Here is a 19,773-nt window from a genome sequence, read left to right on the forward strand (position 1 = left end):
TTCCGCCTCGGCGGGAACCGGGATTACGGACAGCGGCCGCGAGGCGCCCGCCGGGCCGAATCATCGGCCGCGGCGGGCGCCACCCGGCGGTGGTCGGGCGGCCGGTTCGGCGGGCGCGACCGGGCGGCGGTCAGGCGGCCAGTTCGGCGGGCTCGGGCTCGCGTGCCGGCATCCGCCGCACGGCGGCCGGCTCGCGGCCGGGCAGGAGCCTGGAGGCCAGCGCGATCAGCGCGCCCAGCACCACGGCGACGCCGAGGGCGGTCCGCAGCGACGTGGCGTTCGACAGGAAGCCGATCGCGACCGGGCCGAGCAGCAGGCCCGCGTAGCCCATGGCGCCCGCCTGAGCGATGGCCGGGCCGGGGTTGTCGGTGGCCGTGCCGGCCAGCGACAGCGTCATCGGCGAGATGGTGGCCACGCCCAGCCCCACGAAGAACATCGCGGACACCGCGACCAGCGGAGCCGGCGCCAGCAGCACGACGGTGAAGAACCCACCGGTCGCCACGCCGGAGACGGTCAGCATGCCGCGCACGCCGAACCGCTCGCGCAGCCGGTCGCCGGTGAGCCGCGCCACCAGCATGCCCACCTCGAAGACGGGGTAGCCGAGCGCCGCCAGAGCCTCGGGCGCGCCGAGCGAGTCACGCATGTACAGGCCGTTCCAGTCGGCCACGACGCCCTCCACCATGAACGCGAAGAACATGATCGCGCCCAGCAGGTAGACGATCGCCGGCATGCGCCGCCGCCCCGCCTTCGCGCTCTGCCCGCTCTTGGCCTCCGGCAGGTACGTACGCCCGATGAGCAGCATGAGCGGCGCCGACACCAGGCCGACCAGTGCCAGGTTGGCCGTGAACGACAGGCCGACGGCGATCGAGACGCTGCCGAGGAGACCGGCGGAGATGGCGCCGACGCACCACCCGGCGTGCATGCCGTTCATGAGCGGGCGCCCGTAGGCCTGCTCGACGGTCGAGCCCTGGGCGTTCATGGCGACGTCCACGGTGCCGAAGGCCATGCCGAAGAACGCGGCGGCGGCCAGCAGCCAGGGGAGGTCGGGGGCGAACGCCACGGCCACCAGGCCGGCGGCGGTGGCGGGGCCGCCGAACCGCAGCACGGTGCCGCTGCCCACCAGGGCCATCACCCGCCGCATGGACTGCATCGTGACCAGCGCGCCCAGGCCCCAGACGAGGAGGATCGTGCCGACCGACGCCTCGGACAGGCCGAGTTTGTCGGTCAGTGCGGGGATACGCACGGTCAGCGTCCCCACCATCAGGCCGGACAGGACGAAGGTGAGGATCGCCCCGTAACGGGCCGTCCTCAGGTCGCGGGTCATAACGCACTCCTCATGCACAGTCGTGGTGTTCATCACATCCGGGCGCGCGGGGGCGCGCTCCGGCAAAAGTGGGGGGTGAAGGGGGCGAACGGATCGCCCGGGGGCGGGCACGCCGGAGGAGCCCGCGCGCGGGCTCGGGCCGTGCCCTGTCGTAAGGAACGGGTGGGATCGCAGGGACGCCTGGGGTTCCGCAGGCGCTCAACCCGGGGCGGGCCCCGGCTATTCCCCGGGGCGCGCGGACGCTAGGCCGGGGGCGCCGGGGCTTTGAGCAGGGCTCTCAGCCGGCCTTCGAGCGCGCGCAGGTCGCCCTCGGAGTTCAGCCCGGGGTCGTGGCTGGCGACGTCCCACAGGCCCTCGCAGGCCAGCCGGACGATCTGGGAGGCCAGCGGGTCGGGCTCCTGGCCGAGGCCCTCACGATGCCAGCGGGCCATGGCCTCGCGCAGGGGCGCGAGCAGGTAGAGGTTCCCCGACGCGCCGGTGACGACCGCCCACCGCCTGAGCCTGCCGGAACGTACGGCGGCCAGGGTGGCGCCGAGGTAGCGCTCGGTGTAGGTGGGGTCGGCCTGCGCGGCCACGAGCTGGTCGAACTCCTCGACGAGCCGCTCGACCATGCCCTTGATCAGGGCCTCTTTCGTGCCGAAGTGGTAAAGGAGGCCGCCCTTGCTCACGCCTGCCCGGTCCGCCACGGCGGAGAGGGTGAGCGCGGCCGAGCCCTGGTCGCAGAGGAGGTCCTCCGCCGCGTCCAGTAGCTCTTCCCTTCGCATGGGATCAACTGTACCGTCCGGACGGTACAGTGGCAAACGAGATACCCTGGGCGGGTGAGCAGACCGTCGGCCTATCTAGATCACGCGGCGACCACGCCCATGCTGCCCGAGGCGATCGAGGCCATGACGGAGCAACTCGCGCGCGTGGGCAACCCGTCCTCACTGCACACGGCGGGCCGCCGCATGCGCAGGGTCGTCGAGGAGGCGCGCGAGACCATCGCCGACGCGCTCGGCGCGAGACCCAGCGAGGTGGTCTTCACCTCCGGCGGCACCGAAGCCGACAACCTGGCCATCAAGGGGCTCTACTGGGCGCGGGCGCCGAAACGGCGCATCCTCATCAGCTCCGTCGAGCACCACGCCGGGCTCGACCCCGCCCACTGGCTGGCCGAGAGCCAGGGCGCGCGGGTGGAGCTGCTGGAGGTCGACGAGCACGGCCGCGTCCACCCCGAGACGCTGCGCGCCGCCATCGCCCGCGACCCCGACGACGTCGCCCTCGTCAGCGTCATGTGGGCCAACAACGAGGTCGGCACCGTCCAGCCGGTCCACGTCCTCGCCGCCATCGCCCGCCACCACGGCATCCCGTTCCACACCGACGCCGTCCAGGCCATCGGCCAGCTGCCCGTGTCGTTCACCGGCTCGGGCGCCGACGCGCTCACCGTGACCGGGCACAAGGTCGGAGGCCCCATGGGCGTCGGCGCGCTGCTGCTGGCCCGCGGCCTGACCCCCGTGCCCGTGCAGCACGGCGGCGGCCAGGAGCGCGACGTGCGGTCGGGCACGCTCGACGCGCCCGCCGTCGCCGGGCTCGCCGCGGCCGTGCGCGTCGCCGTCAAGGAGCAGGAGGCGCTCAACCTGCGGCTGTCGCGGCTGCGCGACGAGCTGATCACCCGGGTCAGGGATGCCGTGCCCGACGTGGTGCTCAACGGCGACCCCCGCGACCGCCTGCCCGGCAACGCGCACTTCTCCTTCCCCGGCTGCGAGGGCGACGCGCTGCTCATGCTGCTCGACGCCAAGGGCGTCGAGTGCTCCACCGGCTCGGCCTGCTCCGCCGGGGTGGCCCAGCCGTCGCACGTGCTGCTCGCCATGGGCGCCGACGCGGCGGCGGCGCGCGGGTCGCTGCGGTTCTCGCTCGGCCACACCTCCACCCGCGAGGACGTCGACCGCCTCATCGAGGTGCTCCCCGGCGCGGTCGAACGTGCCCGCAGAGCCGGCCTGAGCTGACCCCCGGGGGTCAGCTCATGAAGGCCGAGACCGCGGCCCAGGCGGGGTCGGCCTCCACGTCCACCACGGCCTTGCCCTCCTTCCACCGCGCGGCCAGCTCGCCCACCCGCGCGGCGGCGTCGCTCCTGGAGTCGGCGTACACGTGGACGACCCGGTGCCCCTGCGCGCTCAGGTGCGCGGCCAGCAGGGCGTCGTCGCGCGGCGCGAGCAGGGCGCCCAGCCGCTCGTCGAAGGCCCGCAGCGCCTCCTCGGACGCGCCGGCGGGCAGGCCGTCCGCGTCATGGTGGGCGTACGGGAGGGTGATCATGACGTGCTGGTCGAGCAGCGGGTGGTCGACGGGCCGCAGCGGATGGCGCGCGGCCGCGACGAGCGGCGCGCCGTCGCCGGTCTGACCCTCCAGCAGCAGCCACTGGTCCTCGCCGGCGCCCGACGCCACGTCGGCCACCACGGCGGGCAGGTACGCGGCCGCCACGGCGTCGATCGGCGCCGCGGTGGCCGGGGTGATCTCGCCCACCCACCTGGCCACCTCGTCCTCGCCCAGGATGCGGTCGAGCGCGAGCAGGGTCGCCTCCGTCCGGGTCTCCTCGTCCAGCTCGGAGAAGATCGGGTGGTAGGCGGACACGTCCACCCTGTCGCTGCCCCTGGGCACGCGCAGGCCCAGCACCAGCTTGTCGAGCCCGAACGTGAACCCGCCCACGTCGAGCGAGAGCCCCGCCGGCTGCGGGTCGGGCCGGCGCGAGGGGTGGAACTCCCACATCAGGTCGGCGGCGGGCGCGGCCCCGGCCCACCGGTGCGCGAGCGGGCGCAGCTCGGCGTCGCCCGCCGCCGTGACCACCAGCGCGTTCACGGCGCTCCTGCCGGGCGCCACCTCCCACACCAGGCCGGGGTGGACCGCCCCGACCGCGGGGGCCAGCAGCTCGGCCAGCCCCTCCTTGTCGCCCGCGGCGACGAGCGCCTCCACGCGCGGCCTGGACTCCTGCCACCACGCCCAGAACGCGGCGACCGCGTCGTCCTGCCGAACGGCCTCTTCGTTGTCGTGCTCGCGCCCGAACAGTCGCATGGCCTGCATCCTCCCAGACCCGGGGTCCGGTCGCGCACTCGCGCCGCAGCCGCGGGGGGCAGTGGCGCCGATGGGCGCCGATGGGCGCCGAGGGGGCACCGCACGCACTGCGCCGCGGCCAGTACGCTGGAGACGTCATGGGACTCCGTGTGCTTGCCGCCATGTCGGGCGGCGTCGACTCCGCCGTGGCCGCCGCCCGCATCGCCGAGGCGGGCCACGACGTCACTGGCGTGCATCTGGCCCTGTCGGCCAACCCCCAATCCCACCGCACGGGCGCCCGGGGCTGCTGCACGATCGAAGACTCGCGCGACGCCCGCCGCGCCGCCGACGTCATCGGCATCCCCTTCTACATCTGGGACATGGCCGAGCGCTTCCAGCGCGACGTCATCGAGGACTTCGTGGCCGAGTACGCCGCCGGCCGCACCCCCAACCCGTGCCTGCGCTGCAACGAGAAGATCAAGTTCGCGGCGGTGCTCGACCGGGCGCTCGCGCTCGGGTTCGACGCCGTGGCCACCGGCCACCACGCCAGGCTCGTCGACGGCGTCCTGTCCAGGAGCGTCGATCCCGCCAAGGACCAGTCGTACGTGCTGGGGGTCCTCACCCGCGAGCAGCTCAGCCACGCGATCTTCCCGCTGGGCGACTCGACGAAGGCCGAGGTGCGCGAGGAGGCCGCCAGGCGCGGCCTGACCGTGGCCGACAAGCCCGACAGCCACGACATCTGCTTCATCGCCGACGGCGACACCCGCCGCTTCCTCGCCGACCGGCTCGGCTCCGCCGAGGGGCCGATCGTCGACGAGACCGGCGCGGTGGTGGGCAGCCACCAGGGCGCCCACGGGTTCACCGTGGGCCAGCGCAAGGGGCTGCGCATCGACCGTCCCGCGCCCGACGGCAGGCCGCGCTACGTCCTGTCGATCGAGCCGGTGTCCAACACGATCACGGTCGGCCCCCGCGCGGCGCTGGAGGTCACCACGATCACCTGCGGGGCACCGGTCTGGAACGGGCCGCGGGCGCACGACGACCTGACGGTGCAGCTTCGCGCCCACGGCGAGGTGTACGGGTGCCGGTTCGAGGAGCTCGACGGCGGGCTCACCGTCGAGCTCGACCGCCCCGCTACGGGCGTCGCCGCGGGGCAGGCGGCCGTGCTCTACTCGGGCCCCACCGTGATCGGCTCGGCCACCATCGTCTCGGCGGCCTGAGCCTCAGAGCTCGACCGAGTCGCCGGGGGCGAGGCGGCGCATGTCCGCGCCCTGCTTGTCCGACTCCATCCTCAGGTAGTTGTCCACCAGCGTCAGGCCGACGTCGTTGAGCAGGCCGTCGTGCGTGGAGTACGCCCGCGCGGGCCGCACCGCGCGCAGGTACTCCACCATCTCCAGCAGCTTCATCCACGGCGCGTTCGTCGGCACCAGCAGCGTGGGCACGTCCACGCCCGGGACGGTCAGGGCGTCGCCGGGGTAGAAGACCTCGTCGTCCACCATGAAACCGACGTTCTGCACGACCGGCACGTCGGGGTGGTTCTTGGCGTGCCACTCGCCGAACACCTTCACCGAGAAACCGGCCGCCTCGAACGCGTCGCCGGCGCGCACCACGTGGACCCCGGCGGGCACGTCGCCCAGCGCGTCGGCCACGCCCTGGCACGTCCACACCTCGATCCCCGGCCCGGCCGCCTTCAGCCGCTCGACGTCCACGTGGTCGAAGTGCTCGTGGGTGACGAGCACCGCGTCGGCGCCGTCGAGCACCGGTTCACGGGTGAACGTACCCGGGTCGATCACCAGGACCTTGCCGTCCTTCTCCAGCCGTACACAGGAGTGCGTGTGCTTCGTGAGCTTCATCCGGCAGAGCCTACGCTTGTGCTCATGTCTACGTGGGAAGCCACCGGGGTCGGATCGCATCCTGGCGACGATCATCTCGAAGCGATCCGGGTCGTGTTCGGCGAGGTGCCGAACCTTCCGTACCTGCCAGAACTGCCCGCGAGGGGCGTGGGCGCCGACATGATCGGCAGGACGGCGGGGCTGCTGGTCGACCTGCCCGTCGAGGTGCAGCCGTCCGGGTGGCGGCTGGCCGACAGGCCAGGGCGCGACCACCGGCGCGCCGTCGACCACCTCAGGCGCGACCTCGACGGCCTGGAGGAGATCGCGCACGACTACGCGGGCCCGCTGAAGCTGCAGGTGTGCGGCCCGTGGACCTTGGCGGGCGCGGTCGAGCTGAAGTTCGGCGACAAGATGCTCTCCGACCACGGCGCGGTGCGCGACCTGACCGAGTCGCTGGCCCAGGGCGTCGCCGACCACTGCGCCGAGGTGCGGCGGCGGCTGCCCGGCGTCACCGAGATCGTGCTCCAGCTCGACGAGCCCGGCCTGCCCGGCGTGCTCGCGGGCACCGTGCCCACCGCGTCGGGGTTCGGGCGGCTGGCCGCCGTCGAGGAGTGGCGGGTCGAGGAGTCGCTGCGGCTGTTCCCCGACGCCGTGGTGCACTGCTGCGCGCCGTCCGTGCCGTTCGCGCTGCTGCGCAGGGCGGGCGTGCGCGGGATCTCCGTGGACGCCTCCCTGCTGCGGCGCAGGGACGAGGACGCCGTCGGCGAGGCCGTCGAGGCGGGCGTGACCCTGTTCCTCGGGGTCGTGCCCGGCCGCGACACCCGGCTGCCCGACGCGGGCGTGGTCGCCAAGCCCGCGCTGGAGCTGTGGCGGCGGCTGGGGTTCGACCCCGAGTCGCTGTCCGGCCGCGCGGTGCTGACCCCGGCGTGCGGCCTGGCGGGAGCTTCGCCCGGGTACGTGAAGGCGGCGCTCGCGGCGTGCAGGAAGGCCGCCCGCGTGCTCAGGGACGACCCTGCAAGCGGCATGCAAGGGGGCTAAGCCGGGCTGCAAGCGGCCTCGGTACCGTCGTTTTCATGATTCTTCGTACCTTGGCGGTCGGGGCCGCCGCCATCGTCACGGCGGCCGCCCTCGCCGTTCCGGCCCTCGCCTCCACCTCCTCCGCCTCCGCCAACCCCGAGACGTGGAGCTGGGGCGCCATCCACTCGTCCGACCGGGCGGGCATGGCCAAGGGCAAGGTCGTGCTCGACCGGCCGGGCTTCACCGTCAGCGGCAAGCTGTACGACCTCCCCGGCCGGCCGGGCTGCTCCTGGGTGAAGTTCCGCTGGTACAAGGACACCGGCGGCTGGGGGCACAAGACGTACCGCAACTGCTCCGACGCCAAGCCGCTGTCGTTCACCTTCCCGAGCGGCTACATGCTCAAGGTCGAGGGCAAGGTCTGCCGCGGCACGGCCAAGAAGATCACCGGCAGGTGCTCCGGCTGGGAAGCCATGTGGGCCCAGGGCGGCTGACAGGCCGTTCTTGTCGGTGCTCGGCGGTAGCGTTTGCTCAGGTCGTCGTGAGGAAGGAGACCCTGCGGTGAGCGAGCCGAGCGTCGAAGGCGTGCCCGTGGCCGTGCTGAAGCGCCACGCCGAGCTGAGCGAGCTGGTCGAGGACGCCCGCTGGCGGTACTACGTGCTTGACCAGCCCACCGTCAGCGACGCCCAGTTCGACGAGTGGTTCAGGGAGCTCGTCGCGCTGGAGGAGCGGCACCCGTCGCTCCAGACCCCCGACTCCCCCACGCAGAAGGTGGGCGCGCCGATCTCGGGCGACTTCGCCAAGGTGCAGCACCTCAACCGCATGGAGAGCCTCGACAACGCCTTCAACGACGCCGACATGGCCGCCTGGCAGGCGCGCGCCGAGCGGCTCGCCGAGCGCGACCCCGGCCCCTACCTGTGCGAGCTGAAGATCGACGGCCTGGCCATCGCCATCGTCTACCGCGACGGCAAGCTGGAGCGCGCCGCCACCCGCGGCGACGGCCGCACCGGCGACGACGTCACGGCCAACGTCCGCACCATCAAGGGCGTGCCGCACCGCCTCAAGGGCGACGACGTGCCGAGCCTGGTCGAGGTGCGCGGCGAGGTCTACATCCCGGTCGCCGACTTCAAGAAGCTCAACGAGCAGCTCGTCGAGCAGGGCAAGCCGCCCTTCGCCAACCCGCGCAACTCCGCCGCCGGCACCCTCAGGCAGAAAGACCCGCGCGTCACCGCGCAGCGCCCCCTACGCATGATCGTCCACGGCATCGGCGTGTGGGAGGGCGCGGCGGAGCCCAAGGCGCAGTCCGACGTCTACGAGCGGCTGCGCGACTTCGGCCTGCCCGTCAGCGACCTCTACCGGGTCGTCGGCAGCCTCACCGAGGTCAACGAGTTCATCAAGCACTACCACGAGCACCGGCACGACCCGGCGTACGAGATCGACGGCGTGGTCGTGAAGGTCGACGACTTCCGGCTCCAGCGCGAGCTGGGGTCCACCTCGCGGGCGCCGCGCTGGGCGATCGCGTACAAGTACCCTCCCGAGGAGGTCAACACCAAGCTGCTCGACATCCAGGTGGGCGTCGGGCGCACCGGGCGGGTCACCCCGTACGCGGTGATGGAGCCGGTCGTCGTCGCCGGGTCCACCGTCGAGCGGGCCACGCTGCACAACGCCGCGATCGTCGTCAAGAAGGGCGTGCTCATCGGCGACACCGTGGTGCTGCGCAAGGCGGGCGACGTCATCCCCGAGATCGTCGGGCCGGTCGCCGCGCTGCGCGACGGGTCCGAGCGCGAGTTCGTCATGCCGACCCACTGCCCCGAGTGCGGCACCGCGCTGGCGTACGAGAAGGAGGGCGACGCCGACCTGCGCTGCCCCAACGCCCGAGGCTGTCCCGCCCAGATCCGCGAGCGGCTCTACTTCGCGGCCGGGCGCTACGCCCTCGACATCGACGGGCTCGGCTACGTCGCCGCCACCGCCCTCACCCAGCCCCTGCCGCCGCAGGAGCCCGTGGTGCGCACCGAGGCCGACCTGTTCGACCTCACGCTGGAGCAGCTCATCCCCATCCGGTCGATCGTCCGCGACATGGAGACCGGCCTGCCCAAGATCGACCCGAAGACCGGCGAGCAGAAGGTCGTCTCCTTCTTCTCCAACCTCAACGGCGAGCCCAGCCAGAACGCCCGCAAGCTCATCGCCGAACTGGAGCAGGCCAAGCAGGCGCCGCTGTGGCGGGTGCTCGTGGCCCTGTCGATCCGGCACATCGGGCCGCCCACCGCCCGCGCGCTGGCCGACGCCCTGCGCTCGATCGACGCCGTCATGAACGCCTCCGAGGAGGAGCTCGCGGCCGTCGAGGGCATCGGGTCCATCGTCGCCACCACCGTCAAGGAGTGGTTCGAGGTCGACTGGCACCGCGAGATCATCGAGCGCTGGCGGGCGGCCGGGGTCCGCATGGAGGACGAACCCGCCCCCGAGAAGGGCCCCCAGATCCTCGACGGCCTCACCCTGGTGGTCACGGGCACTCTGGAGGGCTACACCCGCGACAGCGCGTCCGAGGCGATCACCAGCCGGGGCGGCAAGGTCGCCAGCTCGGTGTCGAAGAAGACGTCCTTCCTGGTGGCGGGGGAGAACGCCGGCTCCAAGTACGACAAGGCGGTGTCGCTGGGCGTACCGATCCTGGACGAGACCGCCTTCGACGCCCTCCTGAAGGAAGGCCCGGAAGCCGCCACGGCCCTGTCCACCACCCCGGAATCCTGACCGGAACGGCCCCTCCGCCCGGCCACCGCGCCGCCGACCGACGGCACCAGGCCGCAGGCGCGGCGCGGCGGGCGCCAGGGGCGGCGCGGCCGCCGGCGGCGGGGCGGGAGCCGGCGGCGGGGCGGGAGCACAGCGCGAGGTCGACGGTGCCTTCTGCGTGACCGCGGCGACCCGCCAGCCGGTGGGGAAACCGTCACCGGCCCCTCGTGAGGCGTGCCCCTCCCGGAAATGCGAGGGATCTCCACCCACCGGACCTGCCGCGTCTCCGCGAGCTCGACGTCCTGGTATTCAGGCGGGGCAGCGGCACGTTCGCGCCATCCGGCCGCCTGCGGTTCCACCTGCTCGGCACCTTCGACGAGTTCCTTCGCGAGCTCCTCGTCGTTCGGGATCACGCTTGCGTTCTGGGGGCCATCCCGGAGAAGACCGCTTGGAGCACGCGGTCGATGTAGTCGTGTGTCACCGGCTGTTGTGTGATCAGCAGCCGGAAGTACAAGGGGCCGGACAAGATCTCGAACGCCAGCTCCGGGTCGAAATCGGGGGCGAGCTGCCCCTGCTCTTTGGCGGTCTTGAGGCGGGACAGGGTGTCGGCGGTCTGAGGCTCGATGAAACGCCGGCTGAGCGCGGCGGCGACCTCGGGGTCGTGCTGCGCCTCGCCGATGAGGTCCTGATACAGCGGGCCCCACGGTGGCTGGCCCAGCAGGTCCGCGGCCCTGGTCATGACCACGCGTAGATCGGCCACGATGTCGCCGGTGTCGGGGTGGTTCAGGCCTGAGGTGTTCAGGCTGAGGACGGCGTCGAGGAACAGCAGACCCCGGGAGGGCCAGCGGCGGTAGACGGTGTGTTTGCCGACGCCGGCGCGGGCCGCGACCGCCTCGATGGTGAGCTTGGCATAGCCGAGCTCGCGGGCCAGGTCGAGGGCGGCTCGCATGATCGTTTTGGTGCGGTCGTCGGTACGGGTGGGGTGGTCCGTCATGCCGCAAGCTTAGCGAAACGGCACGTGCCGTGTTGACAGGGGCAAGGTATCTGGGTCACTCTGGGCCACGAGCGGCACGGCACGTACCGTGTCGCTCCTGGCTCGTATGCCTGGTCAACAGGCGACAACGGAATGGAAAGACATCATGAGCAAGGTGTGGTTCGTCACCGGTTCGTCCCGCGGTCTCGGCCGCAACTTCGTCGAGGCCGCCCTCTCTCGCGGCGACCGGGTGGCTGCGACCGCCCGAACCGTGGCCGACCTGGAAGAACTGGCCGCCACGTATGGCGAGGCGGTGCTCCCGCTCCAGATGGACGTGACCGACAAGGCCGCCGTCTTCGCGAGCGTGCGGCGGGCCGCGGAGCACTTCGGCAGGCTGGACGTCATCGTCAACAACGCCGGCTACGCCCAGGTCGGCGCGGTCGAGGAGCTGACCGAGCAGCAACTGCGCGCTCAGCTCGAGACCAACCTGTTCGGCGCGGTATGGGTGATCCAGGCGGCGCTGCCCCACCTGCGCGAGCAGCGTTCGGGGCACATCATCCAGCTGTCCTCGGCCGCCGGCCTCATCGCCATGCCGCTCGGCGGCGCGTACCACGCCTCCAAGTGGGCCCTTGAGGGCTTGAACGAGGCCCTCGCCGGCGAGGTCGCCGAGTTCGGCGTCAAGGTGACCATCATCGAGCCCGGCGGCTTCGCCACCCGCTCCGGCAAGAACCCCGACCCGCTCAACAACGGCCACATGGCTCAGCCCGACCCGGCCTACGACGGCCTCCGCCGGCGCCTCGGCGCCATCGCCGGCAAGCAGCCCGCCGGCGACCCGGCCGCCGCCGCCCAGGCGCTGCTCAAGCTGGTGGACTCCGACAACCCGCCGCTGCGGATCCTGTTCGGCCAGGGCTTCTACCCGATGATCCAGCAGGCGTACGCCGACCGGCTCAAGACGTGGGCCGACTGGCAGGACCTCTCGGCGGAGGCGCACGGCAAGGCCGACCAGCAGGCCGCGCTCTGAACCCTCCCCGGCACTGACGTGACCGATCCCGCGTCGAGATCACGGCGGGCCCGGCCGTCGCGGTCCTGCCCAGGCCCGCGTGCCGGGCTCGCCGACCTCGCCGTCCGGGAACGACTCGACACCCGCCCCTGACGTGATCGCATGCCGGCCACCGGCCGGCATGCGATCCGCCACTCAGAGCGTGTTTGAGAAGGGTTGATGACGGTGTGCGCGTCTCGCCGCCGTGACCGCTGTCGTCGCGATCATGGTTGGGTGCCCCGCGAACGCGGCTACCCTCCGATCTGACCGACGCTCGATGGGCGCTGATCGAGCCGCTTCTCCCGGCCCAGAACACCGGCGGCCGGAGAAGCACTCGCGCCGCGACATCGTGGACCCCATCTTGTACGTGGTCCGCACCGGGTGCGCCTGGCGGCAGTTGCCCTTCGACCTCCCGCCCTGGCAGACGGTCTACTGGTACACGGTCTATTGGTGCACGGTCTACTGGTACTTCGTCCGCTGGGAGAAAGCCAAGGTCACCGAGGAGGTCCTCGCGAGCCTGAGGCGACGCGTCCGCACGGCGCAGGGGCGGGCTGAGGAGCCCTCGGCCGGCATCATCGACTCCCAGAGCGTCAGGGCGCCGACACCGTCGGCCGCGAGTCGTGAGGGTGTGACGCGGGCAAGAAGATCAACGGTCGGAATCGGTTCATCGTCACCGACACCCTCGGCCTGCTGCTGGTCGTGTGCGTAATGGCGGCCTCAGTCCAAGACCGCGACGGAGCCGAGACGACCCTGCTCAGCGGGTACCTGGTCACCCCGATCCGGTTCGTGTTCGCCGACGACGGCTTCGCCGGAGCTCCGGTCGAGTGGAGTCAGCGGATCCTGCACACCACGCTGCACATCGTGCGACAAAGCGCCTGGGCAGATCGGGTTCGCTGTGATCGCCCGCCGCTGGGTCGTGGAACGCTCGCCGGCCTGGCTGGCCGCCGCCGCCGTCCGGCTCGCGACCACGAGCGCCAGCCCGCCACCTCGGAGCCCATGATCCCGGGGGCGGCGATCTCTGGAGTGGCCCGGCGTCTCACTCGTGGGCGCGCCGCCGCACATCAGCAGGCACGGGCGCTCAATCGGTCGACCTGGGCAGTGAGGCCGGGCGAGGCCATTCGTGCGCGGCGTCACACGCCGCGATCGTGCTCTGCGCGTGAACTCGGCTCCAGGTGCCGTTCGTACCGAAGCCCCGGGCGGCCGTCCAACACCGTCTCGCCGACGGGGACGAAGCCCGTGCGGCCGAGAACGGCTCGCGAACCGGCATTGTCCAATGTCGTACCCGCCCACAGGGTGGTCAGGCCGTACTCCGTCGCGGCCAGGACGCAGACCTGATGAACCGCGCGTGTGGCCAGGCCCCGTCCGGCGGCCGACACTCCGCGATCCGGTACCCCAGCTCGGCCGAGCGGTCTGCCACGTCGATCAGGTTCACGCGCCCCACCACCCTGCCCCGATCGTCCACGAGCACATGGAAGTAGCACACCCCGGCGGCCTGTTCTGCGAGCAGGGCGGCGAGCCGTTCATCGAATCGCGCGAAACAGCCGTCGCCGCGGTCGGGAATCGACGCCGAGAAATACGCCCGGTTCTCCTTCTCGAACGTGAGGAGAGCAGGAGCATGGTCGAGGCGGAGACGCCGGAGCTCGGGCATCCGGCAAGGCTATCCCGCGCGGCGGTCCGGGCTGGGAGCGTGAGACGCCACGAACCCTTCGTCATGACGTAAGACCCGCCGCGCCCTCGGGGCGGAAACGCATCGGATCGGAGGGGTGGCGGCGTTCGCGGGACCCCCGACCATGATCGCGACACGACAGCGGTCACGGCGGCGAGACGGCACGCCGTTATCAGTCCCCTTCCCGAACGCGCTCTCAGAGCGGCGGCCTGGCCCGGCTCAGGTGCAGTGGATCGAAGGAGCGCCGTGGAGGTCGTTCGGGTTTCACGAAGGGGAATGTGGTAGCTACGTGCGGTGATTTTGGGTATATGTCCGAAAGGAGAAGTGACGGAACGTACGCGCTTGGTTTCGCGAAGTGGGGTGAAGGTCGTACCCTCCCATAGTGACCTAATGGGGGTTCTGTTACCGATGGCTGACCCAACCGACACCCGCGACACAGGCCCGCGCGTGGGGACGCCGCTGTGGGCGTTCCTCGCCGGTATCACCGTTGTCGGCTTCACCGCGCTGGTCGTGGCCATGATCAGGCTTGACGTGGCCGGGCTGGTGCAACTGGCCCGTGGCCCGCTGTTCTGGGTGCTGGCCGTGCTGGTCGTCCTCGGCGAGCTGAGGCCCGTGATGGTGTCGTCCGCCACCGCCGTGGGCGGGACGTACCCGTCGACGATGTTCACGTTCGCCGTGCTGCTCCACTTCGGGCTGCCGGTCGCGGTGCTGATGCAGGCCGTGGCCGTCGGCATGAACGGGGTGGTCACGCGCAAGGCGTGGCACCGGGTGATGTTCAACATCGCGCAGTCCACGCTCGCGCTCACCGCCGCCGCCGTCGTGCTGGGGCTGTTCGGCGTGTCGCCCAGCCCGGGGGTGCCGTGGGTGCCGTCCGGGAGTGACATCGTCCCCATCGGGCTGGCCGGCGTGGCGTACTTCGCGACGCGGGCGACGCTGGTGTGCGGCGCGGTGGCGCTGCACGAGCGCCGCTCCATCACGCGTGTGCTCAGGGCCACGGTCGGCCCGCAGAGCCTCGTCTACACGGCGCTCCTCGGCCTGGCGCCGCTGGTGGTCGTCGTCATGGACCACTCGCCGGGGCTGGTGCCGCTGTTCGTGGCGCCGCTCGCCGCCGTCTACTTCACCGCGACGCTGTCGATGCGCCGCGACCACCAGGCCCTGCACGACGAGCTGACCGGCCTGCCCAACCGCAAGCTGCTCATCGTGAGCACCGAGGAGGCGCTGGCGGAGGCCCGCCAGGGCGAACGGGTGGGCCTGTTCCTCATCGACCTCGACCGGTTCAAGGAGGTCAACGACACGATGGGGCACCCGGTGGGCGACCGGCTGCTGCAGTTGGTGGCGCACCGGCTCACCCATTCCGTACGTCCAGGCGACGTCGTGGCGAGGCTCGGCGGCGACGAGTTCGCCGTGCTGCTGCCGTCGATCAGGGACGCCCACGCGGCGCGCGAGGTCGCGGCCAGGCTGCGGGCCGCGCTGACCGAGCCGGTACGCCTGGAGGGCATGTCGTTCGACCTGGACGGCTCCGTCGGCATCGCGCTCTTCCCCGACCACGCGCCCGACTTCGAACTGCTGCTCCAGCGGGCCGACGTGGCGATGTACCTGGCCAAGGAGGCACGTACCGGCGTCGAGCTCTACCAGCCCGACAAGGACCGCAACTCGCCCGAACGCCTCAACCTGCTCGGCGATCTGCGCCGCGCGCTCGACGGCGGCGAGCTGAAGCTCTACTACCAGCCGAAGGTGGCGCTCGCGACGGGGTCGGTGCACGGGGTGGAGGCGCTGCTGCGCTGGCGGCACCCGGTGCACGGGCTGATCCCGCCGTCGGAGTTCGTGCCGCTGGCGGAGCAGTCGTACCTGATGCGGCAGCTCACGGCGTACGTGATCGACGCGGCGCTGGAGCAGCTGGCGCGGTGGTGGCACACGGGGCTGCGGGTGCCGATCTCGGTCAACATCTCGGCCCGGGACCTGCTCGGGTCCGCGCTGCCCGAGCAGCTGGAGGTGGGGCTGGGGAGGTTCGGCCTGCCGCCCTCGGCCATCCAGCTGGAGGTGACCGAGCGCATCCTGACCGGCGACCAGGCCTACACGCAGGAGACGATCAAGGCGCTGGCCGCGCTCGGCGTCCCGCTGGCGCTCGACGACTTCGGCACCGGGTACTCGTCGCTGATCCGGCTGCAGCGGCTGGCGGTGTCCGAGGTGAAGATCGACTCCTCGTTCGTACGCCGCCTGGCCGACTCGCAGGACGACGATAGGATCGTCCGCTCGATCGTGGACCTCGTCCGGTCCCTGGGGCTGCGGTCGGTGGCCGAGGGGGTGGAGTCGGACGCGGTCGCGATCCGGCTGGCCGAGATGGGCTGCGACCTGGGCCAGGGGTGGCTGTTCTGCGAGCCGATGCCGGCGGCGGAGGCGACGGGCTGGCTGCGTGAGAGGTTCGGGTCGGGCCCGGAGTCGGAGTACGGCTACCGCCCGGAGGTCAGCCGCTCCGCGTGACCTCGGAGGGAGGCCGGGCAGGCGTCCGGCGGGGGTGTGGGGTGTTGCGGGGTTACCGCCGCGTTAACGGTTCGGTCGCGCTGCGTCAAGGCCCCTAGGATGACAGTGTCCACACTCCATCCACGAAACGGGTTCAACGACTCATGTCCGCCATAACCCGCGACGAGGTCGCGCACCTGGCCCGGTTGTCCCGGCTGGCGCTCACCGACGACGAACTCGACCACTACGCCACTCAGCTCGATGCCATCATCGAGTCGGTCGCGAAGGTGGCCGAGGTCGCCGCCGAGGACGTGCCGCCCTCGTCGCACGCGCTTCCGCTGAAAAACGTCTTCCGTGCCGACGAGGTGCGACAGTCCCTCACGCCCGAGCAAGCCCTGTCCGGCGCGCCCGCCGTCGAGGACGACCGCTTCCGGGTGCCGCGCATCCTCGGGGAGGAGGCATGAGTCTGATCAGCAAGACCGCCGCAGAGCTGGGCGCGATGATCGCCGCGGGCGAGGTGTCGGCCGTCGAGGTGGCCGAGGCGCACCTCGACCGCATGGTCGAGGTCGAGCCCAAGGTCCAGGCGTTCCTCCACGTCGAGCGTGAGGTGACGCTGGAGCAGGCCAGGGCCGTCGACACCAGGCTGAGGGCGGGCGAGAGGCTCGGCCCGCTGGCGGGCGTCCCGATCGCGCACAAGGACATCTTCGCCACGCGCGACATGCCCACCACGGCCGCGTCGAAGATCCTCGAAGGATGGCGCCCGCCGTACGACGCGACCGTCACCGCGCGGCTGCGCGAGGCGGGCCTGGTCATCCTGGGCAAGACGAACCTGGACGAGTTCGCCATGGGTTCGTCCACGGAGAACTCCGCCTACCACGTCACGCGTAACCCGTGGGACCTGTCGCGGGTGCCCGGCGGGTCGTCCGGCGGGTCGAGCGCGGCCGTCGCCGCGTACGAGGCGCCGCTGTCCACCGGCACCGACACGGGCGGCTCGATCCGGCAGCCCGCCGCGGTCACCGGCATCGTCGGCATGAAGCCGACGTACGGTGGTTCGTCCAGGTACGGTTTGATCGCGTTCGCCAGCTCGCTCGACACGCCGGGGCCGTTCGCCAGGAACGTCCTCGACGCGGCGCTGCTGCACGAGGCGTTCTCGGGCCACGACCCGCTCGACTCCACCTCGATCGACGCGCCCGTCCCGAGCGTGGTCGAGGCGGCGAGGCAGGCCGACATCGCCGGCATGCGCGTCGGCGTCGTCAAGGAGTTCGGCGGAGAGGGCTACCAGGCGGGCGTGCTGGCCCGCTACCACGAGGCGGTCGAGCTGCTGGAGTCGCTCGGCGCCAAGGTGGTCGAGGTGTCGTGCCCGTCGTTCAGGACGGCGCTCCCCGCGTACTACCTGATCGCGCCGTCGGAGTGCTCGTCCAACCTGGCGCGTTTCGACGCCATGCGCTACGGCCTGCGCGTGGGCGACGACGGCTCCCGCAGCGCCGAGGAGGTCATGGCGCTGACCCGGGCGGCCGGGTTCGGCCCCGAGGTCAAGCGGCGCATCATGCTCGGCACGTACGCGCTGTCGAGCGGCTACTACGACGCCTACTACGGGCAGGCGCAGAAGGTCCGCACGGTCATCTCGCGCGAGTTCGACGCGGCGTTCCAGCAGGTGGACGTCCTGGTCTCGCCGACCACGCCGACCACGGCGTTCGCGATCGGCGAGCGCGCCGACGACCCCATGGCGATGTACCTCGCCGACCTGTGCACGATCCCGTCCAACCTGGCGGGCAACGCGGCCATGTCGGTGCCGTGCGGCCTGGCCGACGAGGACAACCTGCCGGTCGGCCTGCAGATCATGGCGCCGGTCCTCGCCGACGACCGCTGCTACCGGGTGGGCGCCGCCGTCGAGAAGGCGCTGGAGAGCCGCTGGGGCGGCCCGCTGCTGAAGGAGGCCCCGTCGCTATGACCATGGTCTATGACGAAGCGCTCGAGAAGTTCGAGCCGGTGCTCGGCCTGGAGACGCACGTCGAGCTGGGCACCAAGTCGAAGATGTTCTGCGGGTGCAAGACGGCCTTCGGCGCTCCGGCGAACACGCAGGTCTGCCCGACCTGTCTGGCGCTGCCGGGTTCGCTGCCCGTGGCCAACGAGACCGCGATCGAGTCCACGATCCGCATCGGCCTGGCGCTGAACTGCTCCATCGCCGAGTGGTGCCGCTTCGCCCGGAAGAACTACTTCTATCCGGACATGCCGAAGAACTACCAGATCTCGCAGTACGACGAGCCGCTCTGCTTCGACGGCTACGTCGACGTCGAGGTCGACGGCAGGACCGTGCGCATCGAGATCGAGCGGGTGCACCTGGAGGAGGACACCGGCAAGTCCACGCACGTCGGCGGCGCCACCGGTCGCATCCACGGCGCCGACTACTCGATCGTCGACTACAACCGCGCGGGCATCCCGCTCGTCGAGATCGTCACCAAGCCCATCCCCGGCACCGACCGGATGGCGCCGGAGGTGGCGCGGGCGTACGTGACCGAGCTGCGCGAGATCATGCGGTCGCTGGGCGTCTCCGACGTACGCATGGAGGAGGGCTCCCTGCGCTGCGACGTGAACGTCTCGCTCATGCCGCGCGGCTCGTCCGAGTGGGGCACCCGTACGGAGACGAAGAACGTCAACTCGCTGCGCAGCGTCGAGCGCGCTGTCCGCAGCGAGATCGAGCGGCAGGCGGGCATCCTCTCCGAGGGTGGCAAGATCATCCAGGAGACCAGGCACTTCCACGAGGACACCGGCACGACCACGTCCGGACGGTCCAAGGAGGAGGCGCAGGACTACCGCTACTTCCCCGAGCCCGACCTCGTCCCGATCGCGCCCGACCCGGCCTGGGTGGCGGAGCTGAAGGCGGCCCTGCCCGAGCTGCCGTCGGTGAAGCGCAAGCGGCTGCAGTCCGAGTGGGGGCTGTCCGACCTGGACATGGCCGCCATGCACAACGCCGACGCGATCGACCTGGTCGAGGCGACGGTCGCGGCGGGCGCGCCGGCCGCCGACGCCCGCAAGTGGTGGATGGGCGAGCTGGCGCGGCGGGCCAACGAGAGCGGCATCGCGCTCGCCGACCTGCCGATCACGCCGGAGCAGATCGCCCGGGTCACCGAGCTGGTGGCGTCAGGGGCGCTCAACGACAAGCTCGCCCGCGAGGTGCTCGAAGGAGTGCTGGCCGGGGAGGGCTCGCCCGACGAGGTGGTCGAGCGGCGCGGCCTGCAGATCGTCAACGACGAGGGCGAGCTCCTCGTCATGATCGACGAGGTGCTGGCGGCCAACGCCGACGCCGCCGAGAAGGTGCGCTCCGGCAAGATCGCCGCGGTGGGCGCGCTGGTGGGCGGCGTGATGAAGGCCAGCCGCGGCAAGGCCGACGCGGCCCGCGCGCGGGCGCTCATCCTGGAGAAGCTGGGCGTCTCCGAGTAGCGCCGAGGCGCACGGCCGCGTTCGACGGTCGGCACGGGCCCCGTCACCGGTCCCACCGGTGGCGGGGTCTTCGCTTCCCCTCAGGCATCGGTCCCGGCTTGATCCGGCGGCCGGTGAAGGCACGTGATGGGATGGCTCTCATGAGCACCACGAAAGGCCCCGTTCTGGAGGGTTTCGACCTCCTGGCCAGAATGTCCTCGGACGGCGAACCCGTCTACCGCCGCCTCGGGTTCTCCGCCTGCGGCCCGTTCACCGACTACGCCATCACCTCGTCGCGCTGAG

Annotated in this window: 19 protein-coding genes and 1 pseudogene; 13 read left to right on the forward strand and 7 right to left on the reverse strand. The window is 71.8% G+C overall.

Annotated elements, in window-relative coordinates; genetic code table 11:
- Positions 1-130 precede the first annotated feature (130 nt).
- Both BMX74_RS31260 and BMX74_RS31265 read right to left on the reverse strand, forming a co-directional pair.
- Positions 131-1,324, reverse strand: a complete 1,194-nt coding sequence (locus BMX74_RS31260; RefSeq protein ID WP_055505206.1) for an MFS transporter — start codon at positions 1,322-1,324, stop codon at positions 131-133.
- Positions 1,325-1,566: 242 nt separating this feature from the next.
- The gene (locus BMX74_RS31265; protein WP_091104194.1) at positions 1,567-2,088 is read right to left on the reverse strand and encodes a TetR/AcrR family transcriptional regulator; all 522 of its coding nucleotides are present in this window, start codon (positions 2,086-2,088) and stop codon (positions 1,567-1,569) included.
- Between the two features lie 54 nt (positions 2,089-2,142).
- Between BMX74_RS31265 and BMX74_RS31270 the strand changes: the two genes are divergently transcribed.
- A complete protein-coding gene (locus BMX74_RS31270; protein WP_256257366.1) occupies positions 2,143-3,306 on the forward strand; it encodes a cysteine desulfurase family protein in 1,164 nt (387 codons plus the stop codon).
- A 10-nt stretch (positions 3,307-3,316) separates the two neighbouring features.
- Here BMX74_RS31270 and BMX74_RS31275 read toward each other — a convergent pair whose 3' ends face one another.
- Positions 3,317-4,366, reverse strand: a complete 1,050-nt coding sequence (locus BMX74_RS31275; protein ID WP_055505203.1) for a DUF695 domain-containing protein — start codon at positions 4,364-4,366, stop codon at positions 3,317-3,319.
- Positions 4,367-4,503: 137 nt separating this feature from the next.
- Here BMX74_RS31275 and mnmA point away from each other — a divergent pair, with 137 nt between their 5' ends.
- Entirely contained in the window at positions 4,504-5,562 is a 1,059-nt protein-coding gene (mnmA, locus tag BMX74_RS31280; RefSeq protein ID WP_091104196.1) for a tRNA 2-thiouridine(34) synthase MnmA, read from the forward strand.
- A 3-nt stretch (positions 5,563-5,565) separates the two neighbouring features.
- On the opposite strand, the gene BMX74_RS31285 is transcribed toward mnmA, so the two are convergent.
- The gene (locus BMX74_RS31285; RefSeq protein WP_055505201.1) at positions 5,566-6,195 is read right to left on the reverse strand and encodes an MBL fold metallo-hydrolase; all 630 of its coding nucleotides are present in this window, start codon (positions 6,193-6,195) and stop codon (positions 5,566-5,568) included.
- A gap of 24 nt (positions 6,196-6,219) precedes the next feature.
- Here BMX74_RS31285 and BMX74_RS31290 point away from each other — a divergent pair, with 24 nt between their 5' ends.
- The 3 genes from BMX74_RS31290 (at position 6,220) to ligA (ending at position 9,933) form a co-directional block, all read left to right on the forward strand.
- Positions 6,220-7,212, forward strand: coding sequence for a methionine synthase (locus tag BMX74_RS31290; protein WP_091104218.1), 993 nt, complete (start codon positions 6,220-6,222; stop codon positions 7,210-7,212).
- 35 nt (positions 7,213-7,247) lie between these two features.
- The gene (locus BMX74_RS31295) at positions 7,248-7,682 is read left to right on the forward strand and encodes a hypothetical protein (RefSeq protein WP_143078820.1); all 435 of its coding nucleotides are present in this window, start codon (positions 7,248-7,250) and stop codon (positions 7,680-7,682) included.
- Positions 7,683-7,749: 67 nt separating this feature from the next.
- Positions 7,750-9,933, forward strand: coding sequence for an NAD-dependent DNA ligase LigA (gene ligA / locus BMX74_RS31300; protein ID WP_091104200.1), 2,184 nt, complete (start codon positions 7,750-7,752; stop codon positions 9,931-9,933).
- 388 nt (positions 9,934-10,321) lie between these two features.
- Here ligA and BMX74_RS31305 read toward each other — a convergent pair whose 3' ends face one another.
- A complete protein-coding gene (locus tag BMX74_RS31305) occupies positions 10,322-10,906 on the reverse strand; it encodes a TetR/AcrR family transcriptional regulator (protein WP_256257367.1) in 585 nt (194 codons plus the stop codon).
- A 145-nt stretch (positions 10,907-11,051) separates the two neighbouring features.
- On the opposite strand from BMX74_RS31305, the gene BMX74_RS31310 reads away from it, so the two are divergent.
- The 3 genes and pseudogenes from BMX74_RS31310 to BMX74_RS46745 all read left to right on the forward strand — a co-directional run.
- Entirely contained in the window at positions 11,052-11,906 is an 855-nt protein-coding gene (locus tag BMX74_RS31310; protein WP_091104201.1) for an SDR family NAD(P)-dependent oxidoreductase, read from the forward strand.
- Positions 11,907-12,201: 295 nt separating this feature from the next.
- Positions 12,202-12,633 (forward strand): transposase, encoded by a 432-nt coding sequence (locus BMX74_RS46740; RefSeq protein ID WP_420538153.1) that lies wholly within the window; start codon positions 12,202-12,204, stop codon positions 12,631-12,633.
- Positions 12,567-12,734, forward strand: a pseudogene (locus BMX74_RS46745) (transposase); the annotation flags it as partial. The gene BMX74_RS46740 and the pseudogene BMX74_RS46745, both read left to right, overlap by 67 nt.
- A gap of 320 nt (positions 12,735-13,054) precedes the next feature.
- Here the strand turns inward: BMX74_RS46745 and BMX74_RS46750 are convergent.
- Entirely contained in the window at positions 13,055-13,300 is a 246-nt protein-coding gene (locus tag BMX74_RS46750) for a GNAT family N-acetyltransferase (protein ID WP_420538151.1), read from the reverse strand.
- Positions 13,222-13,572: a GNAT family N-acetyltransferase gene (locus BMX74_RS31320; protein WP_218154107.1), complete on the reverse strand. Its 351-nt coding sequence runs from the start codon at positions 13,570-13,572 to the stop codon at positions 13,222-13,224. The genes BMX74_RS46750 and BMX74_RS31320 overlap by 79 nt, the downstream gene beginning before the upstream one ends.
- Positions 13,573-13,998: 426 nt before the next feature.
- Between BMX74_RS31320 and BMX74_RS31325 the strand changes: the two genes are divergently transcribed.
- The 5 genes from BMX74_RS31325 (at position 13,999) to BMX74_RS44430 (ending at position 19,772) form a co-directional block, all read left to right on the forward strand.
- Positions 13,999-16,071 carry a putative bifunctional diguanylate cyclase/phosphodiesterase gene (locus BMX74_RS31325; RefSeq protein WP_055505194.1) on the forward strand — a complete coding sequence of 691 codons (2,073 nt, stop codon included), beginning with the start codon at positions 13,999-14,001 and terminating at the stop codon, positions 16,069-16,071.
- 143 nt (positions 16,072-16,214) lie between these two features.
- On the forward strand, positions 16,215-16,514 hold the full coding sequence (gene gatC, locus BMX74_RS31330; protein WP_055505193.1) for an Asp-tRNA(Asn)/Glu-tRNA(Gln) amidotransferase subunit GatC: 300 nt from the start codon (positions 16,215-16,217) through the stop codon (positions 16,512-16,514).
- Positions 16,511-18,001 (forward strand): Asp-tRNA(Asn)/Glu-tRNA(Gln) amidotransferase subunit GatA, encoded by a 1,491-nt coding sequence (gatA, locus tag BMX74_RS31335; RefSeq protein WP_091104203.1) that lies wholly within the window; start codon positions 16,511-16,513, stop codon positions 17,999-18,001. The genes gatC and gatA overlap by 4 nt, the downstream gene beginning before the upstream one ends.
- A 2-nt stretch (positions 18,002-18,003) precedes the next feature.
- On the forward strand, positions 18,004-19,491 hold the full coding sequence (gatB, locus tag BMX74_RS31340) for an Asp-tRNA(Asn)/Glu-tRNA(Gln) amidotransferase subunit GatB (protein ID WP_091104221.1): 1,488 nt from the start codon (positions 18,004-18,006) through the stop codon (positions 19,489-19,491).
- Between the two features lie 140 nt (positions 19,492-19,631).
- Positions 19,632-19,772, forward strand: coding sequence for a hypothetical protein (locus tag BMX74_RS44430; RefSeq protein WP_177227578.1), 141 nt, complete (start codon positions 19,632-19,634; stop codon positions 19,770-19,772).
- Position 19,773 lies beyond the last annotated feature (1 nt).

The organism is Nonomuraea pusilla, assembly GCF_900109355.1.
GTDB classification, from domain to species: Bacteria; Actinomycetota; Actinomycetes; order Streptosporangiales; family Streptosporangiaceae; genus Nonomuraea; species Nonomuraea pusilla.

Bases quoted from the DNA above. Each gene is read 5' to 3' on its own strand.
- BMX74_RS31260 (WP_055505206.1), bottom strand. From the start codon at position 1,324: ATGACCCGCGACCTGAGGACGGCCCGTTACGGGGCGATCCTCACCTTC.
- BMX74_RS31265 (WP_091104194.1), bottom strand. From the start codon at position 2,088: ATGCGAAGGGAAGAGCTACTGGACGCGGCGGAGGACCTCCTCTGCGAC.
- BMX74_RS31275 (WP_055505203.1), bottom strand. From the start codon at position 4,366: ATGCGACTGTTCGGGCGCGAGCACGACAACGAAGAGGCCGTTCGGCAG.
- mnmA (WP_091104196.1), top strand. From the start codon at position 4,504: ATGGGACTCCGTGTGCTTGCCGCCATGTCGGGCGGCGTCGACTCCGCC.
- BMX74_RS31285 (WP_055505201.1), bottom strand. From the start codon at position 6,195: ATGAAGCTCACGAAGCACACGCACTCCTGTGTACGGCTGGAGAAGGAC.
- BMX74_RS31290 (WP_091104218.1), top strand. From the start codon at position 6,220: ATGTCTACGTGGGAAGCCACCGGGGTCGGATCGCATCCTGGCGACGAT.
- BMX74_RS31295 (WP_143078820.1), top strand. From the start codon at position 7,248: ATGATTCTTCGTACCTTGGCGGTCGGGGCCGCCGCCATCGTCACGGCG.
- BMX74_RS31305 (WP_256257367.1), bottom strand. From the start codon at position 10,906: ATGACGGACCACCCCACCCGTACCGACGACCGCACCAAAACGATCATG.
- BMX74_RS31310 (WP_091104201.1), top strand. From the start codon at position 11,052: ATGAGCAAGGTGTGGTTCGTCACCGGTTCGTCCCGCGGTCTCGGCCGC.
- BMX74_RS46740 (WP_420538153.1), top strand. From the start codon at position 12,202: ATGGGCGCTGATCGAGCCGCTTCTCCCGGCCCAGAACACCGGCGGCCG.
- BMX74_RS31320 (WP_218154107.1), bottom strand. From the start codon at position 13,572: ATGCCCGAGCTCCGGCGTCTCCGCCTCGACCATGCTCCTGCTCTCCTC.
- BMX74_RS31325 (WP_055505194.1), top strand. From the start codon at position 13,999: ATGGCTGACCCAACCGACACCCGCGACACAGGCCCGCGCGTGGGGACG.
- gatC (WP_055505193.1), top strand. From the start codon at position 16,215: ATGTCCGCCATAACCCGCGACGAGGTCGCGCACCTGGCCCGGTTGTCC.
- gatA (WP_091104203.1), top strand. From the start codon at position 16,511: ATGAGTCTGATCAGCAAGACCGCCGCAGAGCTGGGCGCGATGATCGCC.
- gatB (WP_091104221.1), top strand. From the start codon at position 18,004: ATGGTCTATGACGAAGCGCTCGAGAAGTTCGAGCCGGTGCTCGGCCTG.
- BMX74_RS44430 (WP_177227578.1), top strand. From the start codon at position 19,632: ATGAGCACCACGAAAGGCCCCGTTCTGGAGGGTTTCGACCTCCTGGCC.